18 protein-coding genes and 11 pseudogenes are annotated in these 24,739 nt (G+C 58.9%); 17 read left to right on the forward strand and 12 right to left on the reverse strand.

The window, feature by feature from the left end:
- Positions 1 to 427, reverse strand: a 427-nt coding sequence (locus NKH59_RS30875; RefSeq protein ID WP_353024033.1) for an IS110 family transposase, incomplete at its 3' end; no start/stop codon positions are given.
- A gap of 235 nt (positions 428 to 662) precedes the next feature.
- Here NKH59_RS30875 and NKH59_RS30880 point away from each other — a divergent pair.
- The 4 genes and pseudogenes from NKH59_RS30880 to NKH59_RS30895 all read left to right on the forward strand — a co-directional run.
- Positions 663 to 878 (forward strand): annotated as a pseudogene (locus NKH59_RS30880) (transposase); the annotation flags it as partial.
- Between the two features lie 583 nt (positions 879 to 1,461).
- On the forward strand, positions 1,462 to 2,751 hold the full coding sequence (locus tag NKH59_RS30885; protein WP_353024061.1) for an ATP-grasp domain-containing protein: 1,290 nt from the start codon (positions 1,462 to 1,464) through the stop codon (positions 2,749 to 2,751).
- A gap of 76 nt (positions 2,752 to 2,827) precedes the next feature.
- The gene (locus NKH59_RS30890; RefSeq protein WP_353024034.1) at positions 2,828 to 3,166 is read left to right on the forward strand and encodes a hypothetical protein; all 339 of its coding nucleotides are present in this window, start codon (positions 2,828 to 2,830) and stop codon (positions 3,164 to 3,166) included.
- Between the two features lie 437 nt (positions 3,167 to 3,603).
- Positions 3,604 to 3,851 (forward strand): annotated as a pseudogene (locus tag NKH59_RS30895) (ATP-binding protein); the annotation flags it as partial.
- A 132-nt stretch (positions 3,852 to 3,983) separates the two neighbouring features.
- Here NKH59_RS30895 and panD read toward each other — a convergent pair.
- Positions 3,984 to 4,427 carry an aspartate 1-decarboxylase gene (panD, locus tag NKH59_RS30900; RefSeq protein ID WP_353024035.1) on the reverse strand — a complete coding sequence of 148 codons (444 nt, stop codon included), beginning with the start codon at positions 4,425 to 4,427 and terminating at the stop codon, positions 3,984 to 3,986.
- A 538-nt stretch (positions 4,428 to 4,965) separates the two neighbouring features.
- On the opposite strand from panD, the pseudogene NKH59_RS33590 reads away from it, so the two are divergent.
- Positions 4,966 to 5,124, forward strand: a pseudogene (locus tag NKH59_RS33590) (IS110 family RNA-guided transposase); the annotation flags it as partial.
- Between the two features lie 243 nt (positions 5,125 to 5,367).
- Complete coding sequence (locus NKH59_RS33595; RefSeq protein ID WP_502908726.1) at positions 5,368 to 5,631, forward strand: hypothetical protein; 264 nt, start codon at positions 5,368 to 5,370, stop codon at positions 5,629 to 5,631.
- Between the two features lie 717 nt (positions 5,632 to 6,348).
- Here NKH59_RS33595 and NKH59_RS30915 read toward each other — a convergent pair.
- The 6 genes and pseudogenes from NKH59_RS30915 to NKH59_RS30935 form a co-directional block, all read right to left on the reverse strand.
- Positions 6,349 to 7,318: pseudogene (locus NKH59_RS30915) on the reverse strand (IS110 family RNA-guided transposase).
- 185 nt (positions 7,319 to 7,503) lie between these two features.
- Positions 7,504 to 7,650, reverse strand: a complete 147-nt coding sequence (locus tag NKH59_RS33600; RefSeq protein ID WP_502908727.1) for a hypothetical protein — start codon at positions 7,648 to 7,650, stop codon at positions 7,504 to 7,506.
- 138 nt (positions 7,651 to 7,788) lie between these two features.
- Entirely contained in the window at positions 7,789 to 8,166 is a 378-nt protein-coding gene (locus tag NKH59_RS30920) for a hypothetical protein (RefSeq protein WP_353024039.1), read from the reverse strand.
- Entirely contained in the window at positions 8,123 to 8,380 is a 258-nt protein-coding gene (locus NKH59_RS30925) for a hypothetical protein (RefSeq protein WP_353024041.1), read from the reverse strand. Before NKH59_RS30925 ends, NKH59_RS30920 begins: the two co-directional genes overlap by 44 nt.
- Positions 8,381 to 8,820: 440 nt before the next feature.
- Positions 8,821 to 9,038 (reverse strand): annotated as a pseudogene (locus NKH59_RS30930) (transposase); the annotation flags it as partial.
- Between the two features lie 74 nt (positions 9,039 to 9,112).
- Positions 9,113 to 9,646 (reverse strand): GNAT family N-acetyltransferase, encoded by a 534-nt coding sequence (locus NKH59_RS30935; RefSeq protein WP_353024043.1) that lies wholly within the window; start codon positions 9,644 to 9,646, stop codon positions 9,113 to 9,115.
- A 386-nt stretch (positions 9,647 to 10,032) separates the two neighbouring features.
- Here NKH59_RS30935 and NKH59_RS30940 point away from each other — a divergent pair, with 386 nt between their 5' ends.
- Entirely contained in the window at positions 10,033 to 10,215 is a 183-nt protein-coding gene (locus tag NKH59_RS30940) for a hypothetical protein (protein WP_353024063.1), read from the forward strand.
- 116 nt (positions 10,216 to 10,331) lie between these two features.
- Here the strand turns inward: NKH59_RS30940 and NKH59_RS30945 are convergent.
- A pseudogene (locus NKH59_RS30945) lies at positions 10,332 to 10,472 on the reverse strand (IS110 family transposase); the annotation flags it as partial.
- Positions 10,473 to 11,385: 913 nt separating this feature from the next.
- On the opposite strand from NKH59_RS30945, the pseudogene tnpC reads away from it, so the two are divergent.
- The 4 genes and pseudogenes from tnpC to NKH59_RS30970 all read left to right on the forward strand — a co-directional run bounded on the left by tnpC (position 11,386) and on the right by NKH59_RS30970 (position 15,120).
- A pseudogene (tnpC, locus tag NKH59_RS30955) lies at positions 11,386 to 12,788 on the forward strand (IS66 family transposase).
- Positions 12,789 to 13,240: 452 nt separating this feature from the next.
- On the forward strand, positions 13,241 to 13,396 hold the full coding sequence (locus NKH59_RS30960; protein WP_353024045.1) for a hypothetical protein: 156 nt from the start codon (positions 13,241 to 13,243) through the stop codon (positions 13,394 to 13,396).
- Positions 13,397 to 13,459: 63 nt separating this feature from the next.
- A complete protein-coding gene (locus NKH59_RS30965) occupies positions 13,460 to 14,872 on the forward strand; it encodes an amidase (RefSeq protein WP_353024046.1) in 1,413 nt (470 codons plus the stop codon).
- Between the two features lie 38 nt (positions 14,873 to 14,910).
- On the forward strand, positions 14,911 to 15,120 hold the full coding sequence (locus NKH59_RS30970; protein WP_353024048.1) for an ATP-binding cassette domain-containing protein: 210 nt from the start codon (positions 14,911 to 14,913) through the stop codon (positions 15,118 to 15,120).
- Positions 15,121 to 15,305: 185 nt separating this feature from the next.
- Here NKH59_RS30970 and NKH59_RS30975 read toward each other — a convergent pair whose 3' ends face one another.
- The gene (locus tag NKH59_RS30975; RefSeq protein WP_353024050.1) at positions 15,306 to 15,557 is read right to left on the reverse strand and encodes a hypothetical protein; all 252 of its coding nucleotides are present in this window, start codon (positions 15,555 to 15,557) and stop codon (positions 15,306 to 15,308) included.
- A gap of 191 nt (positions 15,558 to 15,748) precedes the next feature.
- Here NKH59_RS30975 and NKH59_RS30980 point away from each other — a divergent pair.
- The 3 pseudogenes from NKH59_RS30980 to NKH59_RS30990 form a co-directional block, all read left to right on the forward strand.
- A pseudogene (locus NKH59_RS30980) lies at positions 15,749 to 15,975 on the forward strand (transposase); the annotation flags it as partial.
- 145 nt (positions 15,976 to 16,120) lie between these two features.
- Positions 16,121 to 17,384: pseudogene (gene istA, locus NKH59_RS30985) on the forward strand (IS21 family transposase).
- Positions 17,381 to 17,729, forward strand: a pseudogene (locus NKH59_RS30990) (ATP-binding protein); the annotation flags it as partial. The pseudogenes istA and NKH59_RS30990, both read left to right, overlap by 4 nt.
- A gap of 31 nt (positions 17,730 to 17,760) precedes the next feature.
- Here the strand turns inward: NKH59_RS30990 and NKH59_RS30995 are convergent.
- Together NKH59_RS30995 and NKH59_RS31000 are read right to left on the reverse strand one after the other, a co-directional pair.
- On the reverse strand, positions 17,761 to 18,255 hold the full coding sequence (locus NKH59_RS30995; protein ID WP_353024053.1) for a helix-turn-helix domain-containing protein: 495 nt from the start codon (positions 18,253 to 18,255) through the stop codon (positions 17,761 to 17,763).
- Positions 18,256 to 18,765: 510 nt separating this feature from the next.
- Positions 18,766 to 18,921, reverse strand: a pseudogene (locus tag NKH59_RS31000) (hypothetical protein); the annotation flags it as partial.
- 409 nt (positions 18,922 to 19,330) lie between these two features.
- Between NKH59_RS31000 and NKH59_RS31005 the strand changes: the two are divergent.
- From NKH59_RS31005 to NKH59_RS31015, 3 genes are all read left to right on the forward strand, one after another.
- Entirely contained in the window at positions 19,331 to 20,773 is a 1,443-nt protein-coding gene (locus NKH59_RS31005) for a GMC oxidoreductase (protein ID WP_353024055.1), read from the forward strand.
- Positions 20,774 to 20,786: 13 nt separating this feature from the next.
- Positions 20,787 to 21,227, forward strand: a complete 441-nt coding sequence (locus tag NKH59_RS31010; protein ID WP_353024058.1) for a hypothetical protein — start codon at positions 20,787 to 20,789, stop codon at positions 21,225 to 21,227.
- A gap of 702 nt (positions 21,228 to 21,929) precedes the next feature.
- Positions 21,930 to 24,599: an HAD family hydrolase gene (locus NKH59_RS31015; RefSeq protein ID WP_353024059.1), complete on the forward strand. Its 2,670-nt coding sequence runs from the start codon at positions 21,930 to 21,932 to the stop codon at positions 24,597 to 24,599.
- The last annotated feature ends 140 nt before the right edge of the window (positions 24,600 to 24,739 follow it).

Raw genomic sequence — 24,739 nt, forward strand, 5'->3', positions numbered from 1 at the left:
CATGCACCTCGTTCTTCACGCGCGTGCGATGCCGCACGACCTGGTTGCGCCGCGCGACGAGGCGGCGAAGCCGCTCGGTCCGCTCATCGGGAACCCAGACCTCCGGCAGAAAGCCGCTGGCATGGAGCTGCGCCAGAACGCCGGCATCGATCTTGTCGGTCTTGATCCTGGCATGAGCGATCGCCTTCACCTGCATCGGGTTGGCGACAATCACCCGGCCGACATAGGGCGACAGAACCCGCACCACCGCCATGGCGTTGCCGGTCACCTCGACAACGACCTCGTCCGTCGTGTTCAAGCTGCGGCCAAAGCCCTCCAGTCCGGAGCGGGTCATGTCGACCCGTCCGTGATGGCGCAGCCGGCCATCTTCGCAGAAAACTACTTCCGCAAAGGTGCGGTGGATGTCCATTCCAATCACACGTCTCATCGGCTCCCTCTCCTCAAGCAGTCGGGAGCCGGCGGGCGACGCGACACCTACGGATCCGCGCTCTCGGCGCAACCGGGCAGGTCGCAGGGGCGGCCAGCTACTAACGCGAGCTCGCAGCTCATCGAATACATCGGCCTGCCCGCACTTGGCGTGCTCCCGGTGCCCCTGTCCCGGATGGTCGCACCATACGCCGAAAATCGCTCATCTCCAGCGGGGATCGGATGGCACCGTCATGATCATACCGGTTACCAATGCCATCGAGGCGCTGAACTCAAAGCTGCGGCGGACCGTGCGAACGCGCGGTCACTTTCCCAAAACGACGCCGCAATGAAGCTGCTATATCTGGTTCTCAACCACGCCGCCGAGGAATGGAAACGCGCCCCGCGCGAGTGGTTCGAGGCCAGAACACAATTCGCCGTCGTCTTTCGGCGAAAGGTTCGTCAGCCAATGACGACAACCGGCCTCACGCACAAGATTCCTGACAGTCCCCCAACCGTCAGCGCATTTACGATCCAGCGAGCGGCCGTCTGTATTCGACGTCCGTGTTGCCACCTCTAACGGTGTCCGGCTGAACATCTATTGTTTGGAACCCGACACACTGAGCGCGAGCATTCCGCCGGCGAGCCGCGAAACACATGATTTCTTCCGCATAACAACCATTCAATGGCACGCCAATTGCATGGGACGCGGCGGAAGATCCGTTATGACCATAGCGGTTTCGCCGCCTCCGGCCGAGCGAACCAATGAAACTTGCTCGAACATCTAACTTGATGCGAGAGACGCTGCACTGATGAGCGCCGTCCCACAAATTGAAGCTAACGTGGCAATCCATAGAAATTAGATGAGGCGCTCCGTACGATACGGCCGGTAATACAAAACGTTGCAATAGATCTTCCAACTAAATTCATGGAATCTTCATGACCGCAGATCGCTGGCGCTGATATGATCACCGCAGAGTCTAAGGTCAGGAACGACCAAAAATGATGCCGACTTATACTCAGGCCGCCATGCAGAACGCAACGAGGACAACGTCAATGGCAAGACAAGCGCTCATCCTGGTTGAAGGTGACAGGACTAGTGGTCTGCTATACGTCCAAGCGGCCAAGCGTCTTGGCCTTTATCCAATTACCCTGGTGGCTGATCCAGCTCGGTACGACTATCTAGCGGCGGAACAGGTTGAGACAATCCGTGTCGCTACAGACGATCTCGATGCGCTGATCCGCGAATGTTCCGGACTACGTGATACGTATGACATTGCTGGCATTACTGGCTTTACGGACCTCGACGAATCGGTCTCTGCTACAGTTGTCAAACTCTGCCGGCATTTCGATCTACCGGGACCGAATCCCGCATCGATTGAACGATGCTGCGATAAATTCGCTCAACGTCAGCTCCTAGCAGATGCCGGCGTTCCAATGCCTGCGTATCGCTTGGCAGCGAATGCGGCGGAGGTAGAAAGCTCTGCCGCGGAGATCGGCCTGCCGGTAATTATCAAGCCAGCCGTAGGCAGCGGCAGCAGCGGTGTCCGATTGTGCCGCAACGCCGATGAGATAGCCGAACACACGACCTACCTGTTGGGCGGGAAGCACATTTGGCGATCTTCGCCCAGGATACTGGTCGAAGAATTCGCACAAGGCCCCTTTTATAGCGTCGAGATAATGGGAAATGAGGTTGTTGGGGTTGTCGCCGTTGATTTTGGCGCCCCACCGCATTTCGTCTTCCGCAATACGACCTTTCCGGCCCCGCTGAGGGATGACGAGCATAGACATATCGCCGATGTTTCGTTGAGCTGTTTGCGAGCTCTCGGTCTTGGCTGGGGACCAACGAACATAGAACTCCGGTGGACGAAGCGTGGCCCGGTCGTCATCGAAGTCAATCCGCGTCTTGCTGGCGCGCTCGAGCCTCAACTGGTCCATCTGGCTTGCGGCATTGACCTCATCACCGAGCACATCAAGCTTGTCATCGGCGAGGAATGGGATTTGCGCAGAAGGCATTCGCAGACTGCGGCCGCATGGTTCCTAGTTCCTGATCGCGATGGCACCCTCGATTGGATCGACGGCGATAATCGGGCCTCTGCTGTACCAGGTGTGGTCGAGGCCAAATTGTATGTTGAATCCAACACGCGGATCGTCAGGAAAGGCGATTATCGAGACCGCATTGGACATATCGTGGCCGTTTCACCCAGCCTTGCTCAGACCGAGGCGATACTTCAGCGTGCCGTCGACTTAATTAATTGGTCGATGACATCATTTCCGAACCTTGGTGAACAGGAAGAATCAGCGACTCCCAGCGGCAACGCACCGATGAAGGATCGTGCCCACTGAGATGCTATGGGGCGAGCGGCGAGGATGTGGCATCTTTCGGCGCTGTTAGAACCAACTCTTCATAAGGAGGCACCCTATGTCGCGGTTTTTTGACGCAAGCCGGTCCCTTACCTCTCTTGAACTGGATAACACGGTCATCGCCGTCATCGAAATGAGCAAGGCGAAATGGCTGATTGCCGCGCTTGTTCCGGATTTCAAGCGTCAGCCGCTGAAGAAGATCGATGCCGACGCGCCATCATGGTTGAAGCTGCTGCAGCGCTCGCGCGACGAAGCCGGCGAGGCCGGGCACACAATCAAGCGGATCACCGTCGCCTATGAGGCGGCCGGCGAATGGCTTTTGGCTGGCGCGTTGGCTGTGGGCGCGCGACATCGAGGTCTATGCCATCCTCCCCGCCAGCATTGCGATGTCGCGTGAGCACCGGCGCGCCAAGACTGATCGTCTCGACACCGAGTTTTTGATGCGCCCCTTCCTCGGCTGGCTGCGCGGCGAGAAGCGCCATTGCAGTCGGCGGCGATCCCGACGCTCGAAGAAGAGGACGTGCGGCGGCCGACCGCGAACGGCACACCTTGGTCGGTGAGCAGACGCGGCTCATCAACCGCATCAAGGCGATTCTCGCTCGCTTCGGCCCTCGCAGCTTCCGCTTTAAGCCTGCGCAACTCGGCCGACAGGCTCATGGCCATCCGCACGGCGAAGGGAACGCCGCTGCCGGACAACACCCGCGCCGAGTTGCACCGCTTGCTTGAGCGGCTCGACTCGTGCGTGCGCAGATCCGCACCATCGAGGGCGACCGCCTGCGTAGGCTCGCCGCGGCTCCAGCAGCACCAGAACGCTCCCACGCGATCGTGCGTGCCCGCCTGTTCGCCAATCTGGCGCTCGCCCGCGGCGACGGCCGATACGCGCGGCTGTAGTATAAGCTCGGCAGCGTCCAGATCCTTGATGATTGGGGCCTGAGCCGCTCGATGACTAGGCCCGTCACGACAAGCTCGAAATCCTCGAGGACCGTTACGGCCGCCGCTCTACCACGTCACCAGCCAGCTCCGTCGCGGCTTGGCACGAGGTGACCAGCAACCAAACATCAAATCCTGCCGCCATTCTCGACGGCGCCGCAATCCAAGAGACCTCCCGCACAGGGCAGGCCGCGTGAACCGCTTCGACGCAAAACTGAAGCGGACAAATGATGTGCTACCAAAACCGGACAACTTGAAAAGCTACCGACACATCCGCCAGCCTCTCAGACGCAACGTCGTGCATAAGACGGGCTAGGTGAGCCTTCGCGAACCGCGAACGTCATCGTTCCATCCTCCTTGGTCCCACCGTCGTAGAACATGCGGTCGCGCACAGAATTGTCTCGGTTGAACGTCAGCACTCGCGGTTTGATCTCTGCGATCTGATGCTCCTCAATATATGCGGAGGAGCAAACGATTATCTCATCCCCGATCTGGCAGGTGCGAGCAGCGGCTCCGTTCAGCACACAGCAACGAGAACCCCTCTCACCGTAAATCACGTACGTGCTGATGCGCGCGCCTGTAGCCTTATTCCAGATCTCAACGAATTCCATCGGAAGAATACCCGCCTCGTCGCAATGATCGGGGTCCAGCGTTATTGAACCGTGGTAGTTCAGATCGGCGTCGGTCACAGTGATGCCGTGAAGCTTGGCAGCAACTATTTTTCTCATATACTGGTTTCCTTTTTCGGCTATGGACCACTGCGCTGACGAGCGACTGCAGTGTCTTAGTCCCAGGGACAGGGGATTGGTCGATGTGCTGCGATAGGTCGAAGAGTGGCTTCCAGAAGGGATCGGCAATCACGAAAGAGATCGTGGTCAGCATAGCCACCAGGAGGAGGTTGCCCGGTCACGAGGCGGAGGCATTGCCGGTCTGTAGTTGCCCTTTGCCCCCAGAATAGGATCCGACGCTGACCTGACATGTTCCTTTCACTCGATTGATTGCGATGTCGGCACGACATGATGCCCAGTCGGCAGGTTCCGCAGCCTTGCAACCAGCGCAGCAAACCTCATGCCAATTGGGCTGATCACGCCAGAGACAGAATTTTGTGATCGCATTTCAGCTATTTAGCCTGAGACCAAACCAGAGATTGGTTCAACAAGCCCGTGTCGCGGACCCGACAAAGCGACGGACGGGATGAGGTTGTCGTCGACGCGACCGGCAGCGCTGACGGTGATACGCGTGCTGTCGCGCCCCTATGTCGGCCGGGTGATTGTCGCCAACCCAATGCAGGTGAAAGCGATTGCCCATGCCAGGATTAAGACCGACAAGATCAATGCCGGCGTTCTGGTGCAGCTTCATGCCAGCGTGAAGGACGAGATGCACGGCAGCCTGCAGGCGCATCTGGTGCCGAAGGCCCGCATGCCGATCTGTTCAACAATAGGGGTCGGGCCTGGCTCGAGCGGCAGGTGCTTCCCGACGACGAACGGGGCCGCGATCGCCCGCCACATCCGCGAGACCGGCCGCCTGGCCGAGGATCTGGCTGATCTCGATCGCGACATCGCCCGGGAAGCGGTTTGATGATGAGCAGGTCCGACAACGCCATTGTCGCCACCGGCATTATCGCCGCCGTGGGCCGGACATCCACCGTTTCAGCGAACCGCAAAGCTGGTGAGCTACTTTGGCCTCATCCGCGTGTGCGCCAATCCGGTCTCGGCATCGCGCAATGGGGCGCATCAACAAGCATGGGCCCTCCCATGCCCGGGCCATGCTAATCGAGGCCGCCTGGGCGGCGGCAAGGCTCCCGGGCCGCTCAGAGCCTTCTTCCTGCGTATCCGCAACAAGCGTGGGCATCAGATCGCGGCGGCCGCTGTCCCGCGCAAGATCATGATCCTGATCTGGCACATGCTGACGAAGGAACAGGATTACTTCTGAGCCCGCCCGGTGCTGGTAGCGGCACAGCAGCGGCAGCTCGCCCTGAAGGCCGGCGCGCCGAGCGAAGGTGGTGTTGGTCGTCGCGGAACAGCCTACGTCTATAATTTAAAGGAGCAGCGAAACAGCGAGAAAGCCGCAGCTGAGAATGCCGAGCGCGCTTACGAGCTGATGGTCCGCCCCTGGCGGGCCGCGAGGCCGAAGCGGCGCACGGACACCACAAAGGAGGAACGACTATAAAGGCGGCGTGGCGGCGCTTTCGTCCTCTCGCGCCGCTCTTCGCCATGTGGTCGTCCGTGCCAGGAGAACATAGCAAGAGCTGACAAACCTTGTCGATGTCATCCGTAGCTGACGGACACAGTATTCGTGCACCCGCACTATCGCACCAATTCTCACCAGCCGTTAAGGTGACAGTACCGCTCAAGCGCTTCTGCCGCGCGACATACGTGGAACGGCCCTGCAGGCAAGGGCTTTTTTCAGACGGTTGATCACACGGGAACGGTGCGGTCATATGTCCGGCCTTTTCAGCGCGGTTTGAAACCGCTGGGGCCTCGATGAAGTCCGCGATGCGAGGGACTGATCAATCAAGCGTGCTGTGAGCACATTGTCGCGCCGGTCTCTCTCGCCTCGGGACTTCGTCCCATGGAATCATCGTCTGTTTCGTGCACCTCACCTCTGCCGGGTACCGCGCCGGTCAGCTCGTCCTGGTCGTCGTTGAGCTCAGGCGCTTGCCACGCTGTTTGCCCCGTCCAGACCTCGATATGTTCCGCCCTTGGTTAGAAGCGCCCAGATGATGCGCGCCATCTTGTTGGCGAGCGCGACGGCCACGACCTTGAAGGCTCGCCGCGCCAGGAGGGCGCCGAGCCATTTCGGCGGCTTGGCATTGTCCCGCGCGTGACGCAGAACAGAAGTTGCGCCGATCACCAGCAAGGAGCGGAGCTCCGGGTCCCCATCTTCGATATTCCTCCCAGACGCTCCTTGCCGTCGCTCGAATGAGACCTCGGCGTCAATTCCAGCCAGGCGGCGAAGTGACGACCGGATTTGAACCCGCCCGGGTCCGGAACAAGTGCCTTGATGGAGGCCGCCGTGATCGCTCCGACACCCGGTATCGTGACCAAACGCTGCGTGTCTTCGTCACGCTTTATCACGGCAACAATCTCCCGCTCGAGGTTGTCGATCTGCACGATCAGCGCCTCGATCTGATCGGCGATTGCCGACGGGGCGAAACGGGCAGCCTTAGGTAGGCGAGCATCTGTCTCGTCACGCACGATCGCGATCAGTCCGGCAATTTTCGCTGTGCCAATGCCGAAGGCGCGCGTCTTGAGCACCATCGCAGCCGCCTGCTGCTCGGCCGATTTAATCGGGACAAAGGGCATCGTCTTGCGCGTTGCCGCCTCGCTGATCGCCTCGGCGTAGCGGCGTCTGTCTTGCCGCGTTTTACGAATGGCTTGACATAAGCCGGCGGGGATCAGTCGCAGTTCGTGCCCGAGCGCTGATATCTCGCGCGCCCAATAATGCGAGCTGCCGCAGGCCTCAAGGCCGACCAGACACGCGGGCTGCTTCTCGAAAAACCGTAGCACCTCGTGCGGCGCAACTTTCGGTTTACGACCGGAGAGTCCTCGGCGTCGGCGCCGTGAACCTGAAAGATCTGTTTGGCCAAATCCAGCCCGATGGTGGTAATCTGCTTCACGGAACGGCTCCTATCTTGTGGCGTTGCAATCAACGACCACGTTTAGCACCTCTGATACTGCGGTGGCGGGCCGTTCCACGTCGTCAATCAGCGTGAGATTGGTATTGCCTCACCAATGGATGCTCCCGAGCAGGTTTTCCGCTGCCTCACCAGGATGTTCCTCATGGACGCGACCGGTCAGTCTGTCATTGCCTGGAAGGCCGTTCCTGGCAAAGCCAAACACCATCTCGTGAGCCTTTTTTCTTTCGCCATATTTTGACGCGACGGTGCAGCGTGCGCAGAAGGAGGCTGGGATATTTCTCTGGGTTTTCCGACTGCAGCCGCGCCAGCAGTTCCCCGCTGGTTTGCTACGGCTCTTCTTCAAACCAGCTACGTAGCCCGTGGGTGACCCCTGTAAATGGATCAGGTCGCCGCCGTTCCCGCTTCTGCTTTGGTTTCGACTTCGCAGTGGGGCGGATTTCGCCCTCTTTTCACGCGGTTCGCGAGCGCGACAGGAACGGATCGAGCGCGGCCTCGGTCACTGCGGAATCTGATGTGGACAATCGATCGGCTAAGGCCACCAGGCGCCGTTGTGCGGTTCGCACCTCGTTCAGCAGCCTGATGGGGTCCAGTTGCGCAGACATTTGCGCCAGCTTCGCGCGAACGGACGCCGGCGTCTGCGGATTTCCCATCAGGCACTGGCAGGATGTCGCCGGAATGCGCACCTTGGCGCCATCACGCTTCTTTTCCGCCAACTTGAACGAGGACTGGAAAAAGTTCACAAACAGCCGCACCGTGAATAAGCTGCGCAAGGGCCGCAGCAGTTCAAGCCCCTCCAGCCGGCGATACCCGACAACGCGCCGCACCACGGCGCCGTTCTTCTGTTCGACGAACGACCTGATCGTTCTTGCGGTAAGGGCGGCAGCGGGTGAACTCGATGCCGGCATCCAGCCAGTAATCGCGTATCGTCTCGTTCAGGAACACGCTGTCATTGTCCGTGTCGAAGCCGAGAAGTTGGAACGGCAGGAGCCGCCGTAATTCAGTCAGCACCTCGGTCAGCAGCTTCTGCCCACGCACCAGCAAGGGAGCGCATTCCGTCCATCCGCTCGCGATGTAGGTAAGACAAAGGTTTGTATGAAGTTTCCACGCGCCGTTGGCCCGCTGTGCGCCACCAGGTCGGCCTCGACGAATCCAGGTGGAGGATTCTGCCAGTCGGAGAAGGTTCGGATCGGAACGCTGCGCCGGAGCGCGGTGGACGCTGTGCTGCGACGGCGTCTCGGCCCACCAGCGGTGTCTCGAACCTCGCGAAGGGCGCGGTCGATAGGCCGCGCTCATCGCCAATAACTCGTGTGCGGATCTATGCGGTTAGATGAGCGCCCATGAGGCTCCATCGCCTCCACCAGAATCGGAATTAGCGCCTTCAGTCGTTTGCCGCAGATGCGATCCAAGCTTCCCAGATCACGATCAACGCTTCACAAGCGCATCATCGTAAATACGACGCTCGGGCCGAGGCCCGAACGAGCTGGCGGCGAACCTTGGCGAAGCAGGCGCCAGGCGCAGCCGGCCCGCAGTACATAGAAGATTGCGTTCATGATCTCGTACATCGGCCATCGGCGCGGCCGACCTGTCCCGGCCGGCGGCGGCAGGTACGGAGCGAGGAGTTCCCACTCCGCGTCTCTCAGGTCGCTTCCGTAACGCAGGTGATCGCGGCTAGCTTGCGACGGGTGGCCGGCGTCCACATGAGATTCTCCAAACTGGCTTCGACAACTGTTTGGAATCAATCTCAAGCCGGCCATCCATCCTGGCAGTCCAGTTTCAAGACGGGCTCTGAGAAAAATAGTCCTCTCGGGTCATTTCGTAGTATTGACACAATTTACCGTCGTATAAACGGTCGTCAATATAGCGCAGCCCAAGCTTTGCGGCCGCCTTAACTGACCGCGTATTGCCGTGCGAAATGAAGCCGATGACCTTTTCTTTGGTCGAGTTTTGTAAGGCGTGCGTGATTGTGAAGCGTGCGGCCTCCGGCCCCAGACCTCTTCCTATCCTATTTTGGAAAAATGCATAAGCAAATTCGAGATTATTGGTGTCCTCGTAGTCTCGCAGGCCACAGCGGCCGATGAAAATCGGACCATCATTGACCTTTTCGTAGACCATCCAGTCGCCGAAGCCGTTCTTGCGCCACTGAGCCAATATCCAATCGAGCCTCTTGTGCACATCTACGGTGGTCTGCGGCACATTCCTGTAGATCGCCTTCCGAACCAGCGGATCGTTGTGCAGCTTGAACAATTCCGCCTCGTGTTCGGGTCGTACGGAGGTGAGGATCAAACGTTCGGTCTGATATGTGATCATCGGTATTCTCCCAATCTGGCCAAGCTGTGTCGCGATCCGGCATGATTGATTCAGGAGCGGCTGCTGGATACCCATCTTGGTTTTGATCTACCGGATCTGCGTGTTTCACATTAGCAATCAGCACAGATGCACGCACCTACCATGGCTGGTGGGGTCTGTGGCAAAATCTGACCAAGAGTTGTGAAGAGCCAAGTTGATCTGCCTCACGCTGGGCTCGCCAAGCGGTCCAGGCTCGTGTCCCGCGGGATGGTGTAACTCCGGCGGTGACGAAGCCGCTCGCGAGCGCGGCCTCAATAGCGCGCAAGCGAGCGATCGGCATAGCAGCGGTCATCGATGTTCCCCGGTAGGGTCGAGTTGGTGACACCAACCTGTTCGAGGAACCATCGATGACCAACGACATGATGAAGCTGCGCGCGCTCGCGGAGAAGACTTCAGATTCCGATCTCTTGCGCGAGATGATCGGCTTTGCCGCGGAGTGGCTGTGCCTGCGGCCAAGGAGTGCGACCGACCAGGGCCGAGGCGTGATGTCCTTGTGGAACGTCGTGCCCACGACCGCTCGGGCGACGTGAATAAACAAACGTGCGCAGGTATCCATCACCGCCTTTGCTGATCCGGCCGATCCGCTCCTTTCCGCCGCTGCCTGAATCCGGGGCGTGAGCCCAGCCAGGCCCCCAATGCCGTGCCCGGCGCGCACCTGGTTGGTCAGCGTCGTGCGCGCGCCCACCAGCCTTGAACGAACCCGATGCAGCGACTGGATGTCCAACTGCTCCGCCGTCTTCAGCTCGACAAATCGCATCGTCGGACGTGTCGCGGCTTCGGCGCTGGCTGTCCTGGAAAGGGGGATGAATCATGTAGACTGAAACCTTTCGAAGCGATCCAGAGGGTTCGACGCCCTCCCGGCAAAGGCGCAGCCCGCCGGCCGGAAGCGACTCTTGCATGGGCGCCGGCAACGGCGTTCGTGAAGCGTAGACAGCGGATGCTGAAGCCCGAGGTTGAGCCTCGAAATGCTCTATACGCTGGAGCCTTTGGTGTTGGGACACTGAGGGCAGCATCGGCGGGACCGTGACAGGCGAGCTCTTGTCGATCCGGCCGGGGTCTGAGAACCGGGCAAAGGCATGGGATGGATTGCCAGGAAACACGAGAGATCCCGCTTGCGTCCACGGGCGCGGCGCGCCCGAGGAAGGAACGCCGGCTGATCAAATGTTCCAGGCCCAGTGCGCGTCCTCCACGCGCGTTGGGAGCGCTGCGGCGGACATGAAGGACGGAGAAGCGTGTGGAGCCTGCGACCGAAACCATAAGGGACCAGGCATGCGCGGGCGAGTGGGCATTGGCCGCCTGAGCACCGTCATGTGTCCGCCGCTCCGCTAAACACGGGGGCTGCGCGGCGGACACGCCGACGTCACAGCTACTGCCACGCCATTTTTGCAGAACTTGACGCACACAACTGTCTCCGAAAGACGAACGAAAGTGAACCCTTCGAAGACGCGTGGTATAAACGTAAGTGTCGCCGAAACCAGGACCGTCTCGTCATCCTGGGACAAGTCCGCCGGGTGCCTGATGACAGGGCGGGCGGCGACCGGCGTTGAGGGGCGGGAGTCGGACACAGGCATTCGCGCGGAACTGCAGGAACCAGGCTCCTGATGCAAAGGGAGAAGCTCAAGCGGGCCAAACCGCAAGGCGAGAGTACCGATGCAGGAGACTGGGGCGGACCGGCCCGTATGAGCGTTGAAGCCCCTGCAATGGGGCCGGAGCAAAGGGGCCTGATCAGGAAGAACGGGGAAGTCGTCGAGCGCTCACGCGGTACCCCGCAACGGGGCGTTGTCAGCCCGATCTTGTCGAATCTCTTCATGCACTATGCATTTGATCTGTTGATGACCCGGACGCATCCTGACCTTCCATGGTGTCGATATGCGGACGATGGTCTTGTGCATTGCCGGAACGAGCAGCCGGCACAAGCCCTCAAGGCGGAGCTTGGTGCTCGACTGGCAGCATGCGGGCTTCAAATGCATCCGACAAAGACCAAGATCGTCTATTGCAAAGACCAAAGGCGCAGGGGGGAATACCCGAATGTCGTGTTCGACTTCCTCTGGTATCAGTTCCGGCCGCGACGCGTGGCGAACACACAGCGAGATGAGTTCTTCTGTGATCACACGCCTGCGGCCAGCCCAACGGCAATCGACACGGGACTGCCGGACGCGCACAAGCCCGAGCTGAAGAAGCCGGGCCGCAAGCCGCTGCCTGAAGATCTGCGGCGAGAGCGCGTCGAGCATGACCTGCCCGAGGACCAGAAGGTCTGTCCGTGCTGCCGCAACCGCATGCATCGGATGGCGAGCAGCGTATGAGGCGCTGAAGCAAAAGCTCAGGTCGCAGCGTCCACGGCGACGAGCCCTGGGTGCAGGTTCTCAAGGAGAATGGCCGGCACGCCCAGCCAAGTCCTTTTATGTGGGCCTATCGCAGCGGCCAGGACAGTGAGCAGCCGGTCGTATTGTTCGATTATCAACCCGGCCGCGGCCAGGAGCATCCCCGGGCCTTTCTAGCCGGCTTGTTGATGAGTGATGGCTGTGAGGCCTGGCGCACACTGGACGGCGGCACCCATCTGGGTGCATGGCACACGCGCGCCGGAAATTTACCGATGCGCTAAGGCCAGGAAGAAACCCGGCGGTCCGCCGCTGCAGGCGCTCAAGCTCTTCGAAGCGCTATACGAGGTCGAGAGACTTGCACACCAGGCGGCGGGCGAAGGTGAAATGCGCGCCGTACATCTTGCGTCTGCGACAGCAGCATAGGGTCGGTCTTGACCGCCTTCAAGAAATGGCTCGACGACCAGGCGCCGAAGGTCTTAACCGAAAGCCTGACGCGCAAGGCGATCTCCTATTTCGCCCGATCGATAACAACGTGGATCGAACGCGACATCAGACCTTTTGTAACCGTAAGAAAATCCTGGCTCTTCCGCGACACCGTTGCCGGCGCCAAGGCCAGCGCCGTTTTCTACAGCCTGGTTCTGACCTGCCGTGCCTGCGGGGTCGATCCCTATGCCTGGCTTCGCCACGTGGTCACTGAATTACCACAACGCGCAGCCGACGCCGGCATCGAGAATCTGCTGCCCTTCAACTTCGGCGAACGCGCGCACCAAAACACCAGCTGACGCGCGAAACCCCGCGACAATCCAGACCCGCCCGATGGCATCATACCGCCTCCGACCCGCGGCGCTCGTCACGGCGTGTACCGAACATTGCGTTTACGGAAATAGCGGCCGCCGGTTTTGCCACGACCGCCGAACACATTTGGCTACAACGAGCTCGAAATTTCTCGCTGAATTGGGATCGACGCTCCGAACATGGGCTGTATCCATGCTGATAACGAACTCTTTGCGTCGGTCGCCGGGAAGTTGCAATTCGAGCTGGCGTCGGTCATCCGTTGAGACCTCCCGCGCCATGTCCACCGGGCGCTTGGCGAGCACCAGCTTTTTTGCCTTCTTCCGTCGAGCGCGCCCTTTGTCTTGTCCGGCAGCTCACGGGATGTCGTGCTTGCGTTGTTGAGCAGCTTTTCCCAGCCGACCTTGCCCGACCCATCCGTTCAACTAATCTAGTGTAGCCCATGAAGCTGACCACGGCCTCACCGGCTTCCAATCCATCTCGTTACCAGATGACAATGATACGCAAACTGAATTTGACGCGCACTGCCGACTGGCTAAACTTCGAAAAAGGGGACGTCACTGCAGCACAGGTCGAAAAGGCCGCAGAAAATCAATAGCTGCCGCGGTGGGCCTGCGAACACCATATTCCGGACCTTGTGAAATGAAAAAGTCGTTCATCCGTGCCAACATCTCTTGAGGGTCTGACGGCATGCGAGTGCCTGGACCTATACCGAAGGCGGCAGCTCTCGCCCGTTGAAGTCGTCGATGACTGTCTCAGCCGCATCGACGCAAACAACCCGACGCTGAACGCATTTTGCCTCGTCGATCACCAAGGGGCTAGGTCTGTTGCCCGGGCTTCGGAGGGGCGCTGGATGAAGGGTGAGCCAGCCGGAGTTCTCGATGGCATTCCGGCCACCATCAAAGATCTCACCGTGACGCGAGGCTGGCCGACAAGGCGCGGATCACTGGCTAGTAGCGCCGAGGGACCCTGGACAGACGACGCGCCCGTTACAGCGCGCATTCGCGAGGCCGGTGCCGTTATCCTTGGCAAGACAACCACTCCGGAGTTTGGCTGGAAAGGTGTTACAGATAGCCGCCTCTACGGCATCACCCGTAACCCTTGGAACCCTGACCTGACACCAGGCGGATCCTCGGGCGGCGCCGGAGTCGCGGCGGCCCTGAACCTTGGCTTTCTTCATCAAGGTAGCGACGGTGGGGGATCAATCCGCATACCGGCGAGCTTCACAGGAACCTTTGGCTTCAAGCCGACCTTCGGCATCGTTCCGCAATGGCCTGCCAGCGCCATGACCACGCTGTCTCACTTGGGGCCGATGACCCGCACAGTTACGGATGCGATCCTGATGATGAACGTCATCGCGCGAAAGGATGCTCGCGACGGTTATGCGGGACCCGCTTATCCCGGTCTCGAGGTCGATCCAGCAAAAACCCTCAAGGGTCTGCGCATCGGCTACAGTCGAGACCTTGGGTATGTGAAGGTGGCCCACGACATCCAAAGAGTCACCGACAAGGCGGTCGACCAGCTTCGGGCTCTTGGAGCCGAGGTGGTCGAAGTCAATCCGGGGTTCGCGGATCCGGTCGAGGTATTTGCTACATTTTGGTTCGCCGGCGCCGCCCGTATTCTGTCGCGAATGAACAAAAAGCAAAGGCAACTTTTAGATCCCGGCTTTCTGGAAGGTGCCGAGCGCGGCCTGACGATCACGCTTGCCGAATTCCAGGAAGCTGAGGCGACGCGGTTCGAGCTTTCCGCCCTCATGGCGAAGTTCCACGGAGACTACGATCTCCTGGTCACACCGACAATGCCTGTCGCCCCGTTCCCAGTAGGGCGGGACAAACCCGATGAGAGTTTCAGGGGGTGGGTCGACTGGACGCCCTTCACCTATCCCTTCAACCTGACGCAGCAACCAGCAGCGTCCCTTCCCTCCGGACTGGATGATCAAGGGCTTCCCGTTGGGCTCCAACTGGTCGGTGCGCGTTATGCCGACACCAACGTTCTTGCTGCGGCATATGCGACCGAAAGCCGCCTGGGACATCTTTCTTTGGCGAGGAACAGCTCCACCGCTGCCGTGGCTTGAGAGAGATGAGCCCACCCTCTGCAGTCAATTCGGAGCTTATGACCGGGTTCCTCAAGATCATCCGCTCGCTGGCCGACAAAGGGATGACTCTGGTCGTGACTCAAGGAATGCGATTCGCCCGCAAGCTTGCTGATGCGGTGCACTTCATTGCCGATGGCACCATGGTCGAATCAGGGCCGCCGGACAGGATTTTCAACAGGCCTGAGAACCCGCGGCTTAGTGGGTTCATCCGGTCAAGCCTGCGCTGACACCGTGCTTTGAGCGGATTGAGAGATGTAACGAGGATCATGAACGCTCCCCACGCACGCAACACCCCTTTACGGCGAACAGCAGTTCAAGGCCGCGCCCGCATACTAGCGAGCTCAAACGCGCATGTACTATCGAACCGAAGATAGCCGGGAGGTTCTCGACAGCACCGCTGGGCTGCGGTGCGTCAGACCAGCCGGTTCTCGGGATCGACGGCGTCATATTGCTGCAAGTCTTTCTCGGCGGGGCAGCGGACAGCCTCCAGGTCACGGCTGAGGGCGTCCCGGACCCGGTCACGGTGGTTGGCCACCTGCATCTCGGCCTCGGCAGCCGCCGCGACCGCGCCGGGCTCGAGGACCCGCAGCAGAGCTTCCGCAATCGCATCCTCGACCCGTAGCCCGCCGAAAGCGATACAACGCGGCTGGCCACCATCGAGCAAAACGCGCCAGCAGGAATAGTCGCCCGTGAAAAACTGGTAAGGCTATTTGATGCCATTTAGGATTTTCGCCTGATTTCGGCTTTGATTTTGCCGGAAGTCGTGGCCTTTGGCAGTGATTTTTCGGCAAAATAATTGCGTCTGCGTTGCGTGATTCGATGGTGTTTTCGGAACCGGAGAGGAGAAGCAAAGCGATGCGGCCTAAGGAACGGCGGGACAGCGTCAGTCCGACCTGTTGCGATCCCGGCTCGACCACATCCTCAATATGGATCATGCGCTGGTGACGCTGGCGGCGGCGATCGACTGGCGCTTCCTCGAAGAGCGGCTCGGCGCAGTCTATGACGACGATCCCGGCCGACCGCCGCTGCTGACACGGCTGATGGCGGGCTTGGCCATTCTCAAATCGATGCACAACCTGTCCGTGTCGATGCCGGCTCAATACTCCCAGAAGTGCCGTTTGAATCTTCCCCAGTATAGCGCTGCCGCCGGTCTTCCGGAGCGCGCTCCGGGAGACCGGCGGCCCGTAATCGTTGATGCTTCTCCTGATGGTCGGGAGAGGGATTTCGGTGATCAAGATCGGGGAGATGATGATGAGTACTGGATTTGCATCGGCAGGACCTGTCGGTGTCGGCGATCGCCAGGGAGAGCGGGATCGACCGCAAGACGGTGCGCAAATACATTGAGCGCGGGCTCGAGGCTCCGGCCTACGGACCGCGCAAGCCACGTCAGGCGGTGATCGATCCCTTCACGGCCTATCTTCGCGAACGCGTCACGCGATATCCCGGACTCACCGGCAGCCGGCTTTTCCGCGAACTGAAGGACCTCGGCTATGGCGGCGGCTACACGGCCGTTACCGACTTCCTGCGCGACGTCCGTCCTGCCGCGGCGGAGCGTGGATACGAGGTTCGCTTCGAGACCCCGCCCGGCGAGCAGGCGCAGGTCGACTTCGCCCAGTTCAATGTCGTCTTTGCCGATGAGCCGACCACGCCGAGAATCGTCTGGCTATTCTCCATGGTGCTTGGCTTCAGTCGCCTTATCTGGGCACGCTTCGTCGTCCACCAGGATCTGCCGACTGTCTTGCGCTGCCATGCTGGGGCTTTCGAGGCGCTGGGCGGCGCTCCTCGCGAAGTGCTTTACGACCGTATGAAGACGGCTGTGATCGGCGAAGGCGATACCGGCGGCATCGTCTACAACCGTGCCCTCGTCGATCTTGCCCGCCACTATGGTTTCCATCCCAAGGCCTGCCGGCCTTACCGCGCCAAAACAAAAGGCAAGGTCGAGCGACCGTTCCGCTACATTCGCGAGGACTTCTTCCTGGCCCGGTCCTTTCGCAACCTCGAAGACTTGAATGCGCAGTTGCGTCACTGGATGGACACGGTCGCAAACCCGAGGGTTCACGCCACCACAAGGCGCGTCGTCAACGAAGCTTTCGCCGAGGAGCGCGCAGCGCTGCGGCCGCTGCCTTTGGCTCCGTTCCGATCGGTCCTAAAGCTCGAGCGACGTATCAGCCGGGAGGGCATGGTCAGCGTCGGCGGCAATTTCTATAGCGTGCCCGACGCCACCAGGCGCCGTGTCGTCGAGGTGCACACTCTGGCCGAAGAGGTACGCATCTTCGAGGACGGCGCACTGATTGCCATCCATCCCATTCTAGAAGGTCGGCACCAGCGTCATGTCGAGCCGGGTCATCGCAACATCCACGTCCACAAGCGCCGACAAAGACTGAGGAACGACGAGGTCATTCTTCATGGGTCGGGCGACAGGGTCGCTCAGCGCCCGTTGGCCTTCTACGATGCCGTCGCCCGGGTGATGGCGAAGGAGCAGCGTCCATGACGAATGCGCTCGATACCACGCCATCCACAATCGACCGGATCCGCCACGATCTCGTCGGCCTGAAGATGCCACGAGCGCTCGAAGCGCTCGATCATATCGTGCGCCGGCTCGAGCAAGGCGAGATCGCCGCCCTCGAAGCCATGGACATCCTCCTTTCGGAAGAGTTGACCCTCCGCGAGAACAGCCGGATCAAGACGGCACTGCGCATGGGTTCTGGCCACGATCAAGACGCTCGCCGGCTTCGACTTCTCTTTCCAGCCCTCGCTCGATCGAGATCGAATCTTCACGCTCGCCCAACTCGGCTTCGTCGCCCGCTGTGAGGTCGTCCACTTCCTCGGCCCACCCGATCCCGCGTCATAATGCACACCTCGCTATGTCATTGAAAAAGCATCGGCTGTTGATCTTGCCCTTGCGATAATGGGCGTCGCATGCCGCTGTTGGCATAGTGCTGGATGTCGGGACGCACGAGATCCTGACCGCGAATGACCCAAGGCGTGCCCTTGAAGTATTGCTCGGCCGGCAGATGACCGGCGCGGATCATGCGAAGCACCGTCATTGCCCGCGCGCTCAGCTTCTCTGCCGCTTCCTGCAAGGTGTACTCGCCGCGCGCCGCGCGCTCGCCGTGTCTGTAGACGGCAATGTTGTGTTGGCTACGGAAGGTGCAGACGCGCGACTGCGTCCATCCGTTTTGCCGGCCGGTGGTCTTGCCGAGTCGATTGAGAAGGGCCGCAATCGCCTTGTCCGGCAGCTGGCGCGCTAGCGCCCGGATCAGCGGTTCGATCTCGGGCGCGGCACCCCACCTGTGATGACCGAGCTTGTTCTTCTTGACGGAGAGCGTGGTATGATCGCCGCCCTGCCAATGCACCACCATCTCGATCCGGTCATTCTCGACACGGACGACGATCTCGCGAACGACCGTGCGAATGATGCGCTTGCGAGTGACGCTGGTGGCATTTGCGTGATGCCACGCTCGTTCAAGATCGGCGCCCATATGCAGCAGCTCCTGGCGCTCGGCCTCGCTGAGTGCTTCGGGCTTTTTGGTTTCGAGGGCGTCGAGTTCGGCTTCGCGCTCTCGCACAACCGCAAGCGCAGCATTCCAGCGCCGCTCAAGTTCGCCTGCCACGAGCCGATTGTCGGGATCGACGGCGTCATATTGGCGCTGCGCATGGGCCGCTTCATAGCGTGCCTGTTCAAGCGCGAGCTCGATCTGACGCCGCTTCTCAGCGCTCTGCGCCTTGGATGTCTCGATCGCCTGAACAGCTGCTTGGATGCCCAAGGGTTGAAGCCGTTCCAAGACTTCGGTGCCGACGGCTTCATCGACGCGCAGCGATCCGAAGCTGATGCATGGATCAGTGCCATGGTTGAGGAACGCGCCACGACAGTGATAGCGCCCGATCTTGCCGTTTCGGCCAGAATAAGCGACGTGCAGTTTGCGGCCGCAATGGCCGCAGCGCAGATGACGGACTGATCGAACTGACGGCCTTTGAACATCCCGAACCTCGCAAAAATTGACGCAAGGTTCCTCCCACGCGACCAGTTACCAAAACTTTGCAACACAACCCCTTCCACTAGCCTGCCCCCCGAATTGAGCCGGACACTTCTGCCTCCGGCAGTTTCAGGAACTCCGCTCCGCCGGAGTGCATCTGCCGATTTGTCGTGTTTATGACAACATCAACCACCTGCCAGAACCAAGCCGTTCGCGTAACCTATTGAAATAACGAGGAAAGGAAGTTCAGATCTCATTTTTTGGCAATCGGCACAATTTTTGGAGACTGGAAAGGTCGCGGCAAGAAGTGTTGCCTAACTACCCAACGTGGTAGTGGCAAACTCATTTTGCGGTGCGTAACAGTGCGATGCAACATTGAAATTGTCTCGCTGACCTGCAGGTAGCCCGATCGCACCGTCCTCGGCGTCAGCTGCAGGGTCAGCGGCCGAAGAGGCCATAAATGGTACTTGACATCCGAGCCCAACAGGTCGCCGGCGAGCACTATGATCTTGTCTTGATCGGCTCCGGCTTCGGTTCAGCCTTCTTCTTGCACGAGTTCTCCAGGAGAAGAAAAGCGCGCGTTCTCGTCCTCGAATGGGGGCGCTACAACACCCATGATTGGCAACTTGAGCACGGCTCAAACAGCAACGTCCAGGTTGACCGTACCTATTCCAGCAACTCCAGCAAGCCGTGGGTCTACACCATCGGCCTGGGGGGCGGAACGAACTGCTGGTTTGCGCAGACGCCGCGCTTTCATCCAAATGATTTCAGGCTGAAAAGCCTCTACGGCATCGGTCTCGACTGGCCGCTCAGCTATGACGATCTCGAGCCCTTTTACTGCACGGCCGAGGCGATCATGTCGATTTCCGGCGATCCCGACATGGCTGCGGTCATGCCGCGCTCCAGGCCTTTCCCTCAGCCGCCTCATTGCATGTCGGCGCCGGACCGGATGATGAAAGCGGCGCAGCCCGGGCAGCATTTCGTTATGCCGGCTGCGCGCGCACGGATCGCGACGGAACAGCGCTCCGCCTGCTGCGCCTCCTTCCGGTGCTGGCTGTGTCCAGTCGACGCGAAATTCACCGCCAATAACGGCTTCATGCATCTCTTCGAACCTCCCGATGTTGCGGTGTGCCTTAATTCAGAGGTGCGCCGGCTGGAGTACGCCGGCGGATCTGTTCAGTCGGTTACATTCGTGAATGAGGACAAGGAGTTCCAGGTCACGGCGGATCTGTTCGTCCTGGGGGCGAACGCCATTCAGAGTCCGGCGATAGTGCTGCGATCGGATCTCGATGGCGAGTGGGTAGGACGTGGATTGCACGAAGGCTTTGGTCGGAATTTCGAGGCCTATCTCGACGGGATCGACAATTTCGACGGCTCGACGATCACAACCGGGCTGAATTTCGGCCTGTACGACGGACCACACCGGTCGGACTACGCCGCCGCACTTGTCTATTTCGAGAACCAGTGGTCTTACGGGATGCGTTCCGAACCGGGACGGCTCCGGCAGACCCTGCCGCTGAGAGTCGTGACTGAAGACCTCCTCAAGCCGGAGAACCATGTCACGCTCGACGAGAACGAGAACGCCCACGTCGTTTACGCGGGGCCTTCTGATTATGCCGTGGAGGGCATGGCGCAGGCCAAGCAGCGGCTCGGTGAGCTGCTTCGGCCACTGCCGGTGCAGGAGATATTCGATCGAGGGCAAGCGAAAACCGAATCGCATGTTCAAGGGACGCTGCGAATGGGCAGGGATGTCACGGATTCTGTCGTCGACCGGAACATGATCCACCATAAACTGAGGAATCTCGTCGTCGTGGGTAGCAGCACCTATCCGAGTTGTTCGTGCGCCAATCCCAGCCTGACTGCTGCCGCCCTCTCTCTCAGGGCAGCGAGCCGCATCGCGTAAGGAGGGATCCGGCATGATCACGATTTCGAGACGCGTAGTGCTTGGGCTTTTGGGAGGCGGTGTGGCCTCTATCGCACTCGCTTACGCTTCGGGGCGCTCCTTCGCCCACGAGGACTTGGTCCGCATGGTACTTGAGCGCTATCTTGGGCCCCTGAACATGGCTGAGAACGAACTCCGGTCCTTCACCCAGGAGTTCCGCGCCCAGCGTCCGACGACCTTTCCGACCGAAAACTTAGCGGACGTATCCGCGCTTCTGGAGAAGCTCGGGCTTGCGTCCGCTGCCCGTCCCATCCTACCCGGCGGCCGTGCGCAGCGGCTGGAGCATTTCGAGCGCTGGCTGCTCGCGGACTTTCACCTTTTGACTGACTATGCCTGGCGTCAATCACCAGGCGATCCCATCCGTTTCACGGGCCTGCAACCATGCGCGAACCCATTTGCGAATATATCGAAATAGCCAATAACCCACAGCAGAGCTGGGGGGTTTGACGGGTAACCGCCATAGGCGGTTGCAGTCCGCGACGGGCCGCCCGTGAGCATTAAGGCGACGGGCCGCCACGGGCCGTCGGTCAGGCGTGGATCTTGGTGGCGCGTCCGCCGCGTGATCGGCTGATCGGCCGGTCTCTCGCCAGTTATCTCATACCGCGTCAGATGGAGCTGGCGCTTATCTTGAACATGCATCAACTTAAAATTTCTTTATCAAAACATCACAAACCAAACGTCCGTACAGACGCGGCTGTTATCAACATAATCAAACACTTGGCAAACAAATCTCGCTCCAACCGCCGCGTTGACGAGAACATCTATCGGTGATAGCCTTGGCGACAAGGTTTGCCAAATGCAAATTGTCCACCAATATTCATGTATATTGACGTCAGCCGCATTACGTTTCTGCAAGAGCAGGGGTAAACGGGATCGTCTAGCGGTAGGACAGCGGAGTTCTGCTCCGCAGCAGACCCTGGTTTGAACCCACTTCCCCCAACCAGTTCAGGACATTTCTAGTGCCGGCTCGTTGGAAGCTCCGTAGCGAAAACGGTTGCCGCTAACCTCGACACTTTGGCGATGCGGTGGGCCTAGACCCAAGAGTGGACGACAAGTGAGAAGTTCTCAGCCAGAACAATTGCCTTTGCGCGAGAAAACAATTCTAAAGGAGAAATATATGCAGAACATACTGGAGCGCTTGGCCGCCAAGATAAAGCAAGCCGATATTGATCCGCTGCCTCCCGAACAATTCCGTATGGAGCATATGTTTGATCCTGACGTTTATGGCGAGATCGTGCCGCGTCTGCCCGAAGACGACGCCTATCAGTTTATCCATCACCCTGATGCGATGTTTCCACACGGGCGCGGTCCAACAGAAAAGACCACCCAATGGCAAAAACCGGAGGATCGCCTGCTCTGGAGCGACATGCGTGATACGCACCGTAAGGCGCAAATAAAGGGCCACGATATACCCAATATTCTGGACGACTTTGGGGATTCCGTAAACGTACTCTCACTTGATTGTTTCGATACGTTGCTATGGCGCAAGACAGCGACACCTAGAGACGTTTTCGCCGTGCTGGCCGACAATCCCGTCGCGCGAAGGTTAGGGATGACTCCTCACCAACGCATTAGCGCTGCTGCGCGTGCCTATCGAGCGAAGCCGTTAGAAAACGGATCCACGGAGATCGATATCGGTGATATTTATCGGTCTTTCACATCGCTTTCTGGTGAGGACCGGGAGCTCTTGGCCGAGGCGGAAATTCGGACCGAAATGAATGTTTGCTTTGCATTCTCACCGTACGTAGAACTGATAAGGCTGGCGCGCACCCGTGGTATCAAAATTATCATCGTGAGCGATACGTATTTGCGCGAAGACGAGTTAAGGCGCCTCTTGGCTCGAAATTTGCCTGCAGACGTTATGCAGGCGATAAGCAACATCTACTGCTCTGTCGATTATGGAACGTCGAAGAGCCATGGTCTTTTTCAGATTGTAATCAAAGAGTGTGGCGTGTCTGCATCGCAACTACTTCACATCGGAGATAATGATGTAGCCGATGCCCAAGCGCCGCGGAAATTGGGCGTACGTGCGCTGCATTTTCTGCCGTTTGATCATGAGGCTGCAGACCTCTTGCGCCTACAGCACGCGGCATCTTCATTGATTGTACTCGATCAGGCAGCGCCTGAAGCAGTTGTTCTGCCATGCTATAGTCCATTTCGGCCAATTTTTGCCGTTGGAAACCTGCAGCCGTACGCGCCTGAGACGATCATCGGCTATATGTCGTTTGGCCCGGTTCTATACGCCTATGCTCGTTTTCTTATGGACGAGGTGGAGGCACTACAGCAGCAGGGCAAGCGGGTAAAAGTCTTCTTCCTTTTGCGTGATGCTTATCTTCTTTCCGCTGCGTGCGAAGCCTATGCCCGCAAGCCCGTCGGCAAACTGGTACGACTCCGAGCATTCGTTGCTATTGCGGCATCTTTCAAAACCCGCGCCGATGTCGATTATTACATCAGCGGGATTAAGCCAGAATTTGACGATTTTCATTCCACTGCAAAACAGCTTTTGCTTCCGCCTGAAGTGACTGAATTGTTAATACGGATCGCCCATCAATCTGCCGATCCACAAACGGCGTTCCTTCAGCTGCTGCGCGACGACGATGTGTTGGAATTGATATTCAAGAACTCATCTGCTTTGCGTGCGCGCTTGATGCGCTATATGTCCAAGGAATTGGAGTGGGAAGAAGGTGATACCATTGTTTTGGCAGACACAGGCTATAACGGCACAACGCAGGAATATTTGATCCGCACCTTCAAAGAAGAGTTGAAAGTAGACATACTGGGTCGCTATGTGGTCTCCTCCGACGAACCTTACCGTCCGGCGAACAGCAAAGCACTCATTACGACACCCTGGTGGAATTTCGATCTATTTGAGCAATGCTGCACTGTCAAGGAAGGAGCGGTTGTGGACTATAATTTGGCCGGAGAGCCAGTTCTTGCGGGGATCGACCTAAGTGAGAAGCAGTACGACAAGGTCGCCATTATTCAAGCGGAATGCGTTCGGTTCATCAATGATGCAAGGACATTTTTTACCGAGGCTGGTTTGACGCACGAGTATTCGATTTTGCAGCGGGCCGCCCATGCAGCCTTATTCCGTTCTGTCTACATGCCTATGGAAGCGGAATTGGAATATTTCACGGACTTCTTCCAGAACGACAACTTTAGGGGAATATGTCGCAAGAAGACAATCCATCGTCTAGAAAATGCTTTGAGGAATGTGAGGCGACTTGCCTCACCTTATCGGCTGGGTGCATTTGAAACACGCTGTCTGGGCCTTGACTTCACATTTAGCGCTATAGTCAACAGACGATTTAAACTTGATCTAGGCCCAGAAGATATGAATGTGCGTTTTTCGCCTCTAAAAATCTCGATATGGAGGGCACACGAGACCAAGGTCTTCTTACTTAGAGCACACCATCTGCATGACGGATATTTCTCCGTTATGCTGCCATATGTAAGCGGCACCAGTGTTAAGATGCTCTTGGGGGAGCACTACGAATGGTTGCAAATTGAAGATATACAACTTTTGAATAATGCAGGAAGCCTGTATAGGAATGTGTCGAGCTCTCTCGATCTGGAAGAAATCAATCGGGAGGGAGAGATTTACCGGTGCCTGTCACAGGCGAGTGTAGCGACAATCCGTCCCGTTGATTTGCAACAGTTCAAAACGCCTCATTATTATCATATGATCTTTCGCCCACTGGTTTCGAGGGAGTCTGATTCGCCGCGGGGGCCAGGCCTCGCAATAAAGGATGAGGATTCGTCGGCCGTGAACAATGAGAGGGATTAGGCTTCGAGTTGCTTCGGCTGACGTTGGAGGGCGGCGAGGAGAAGCCACAAAGAACCTTCAGCCACCTGAGCAGGAGGGAGAAGTTGTAGCCGGCGGCGGCCAGGATGGCGTTGACGGCGTCGCCCTGCTTGCCGGCGAGA

Origin of the sequence: Mesorhizobium sp. M0998, assembly GCF_040318885.1 — a bacterium.
In the GTDB taxonomy this organism is placed as follows: Bacteria; Pseudomonadota; Alphaproteobacteria; order Rhizobiales; family Rhizobiaceae; genus Mesorhizobium.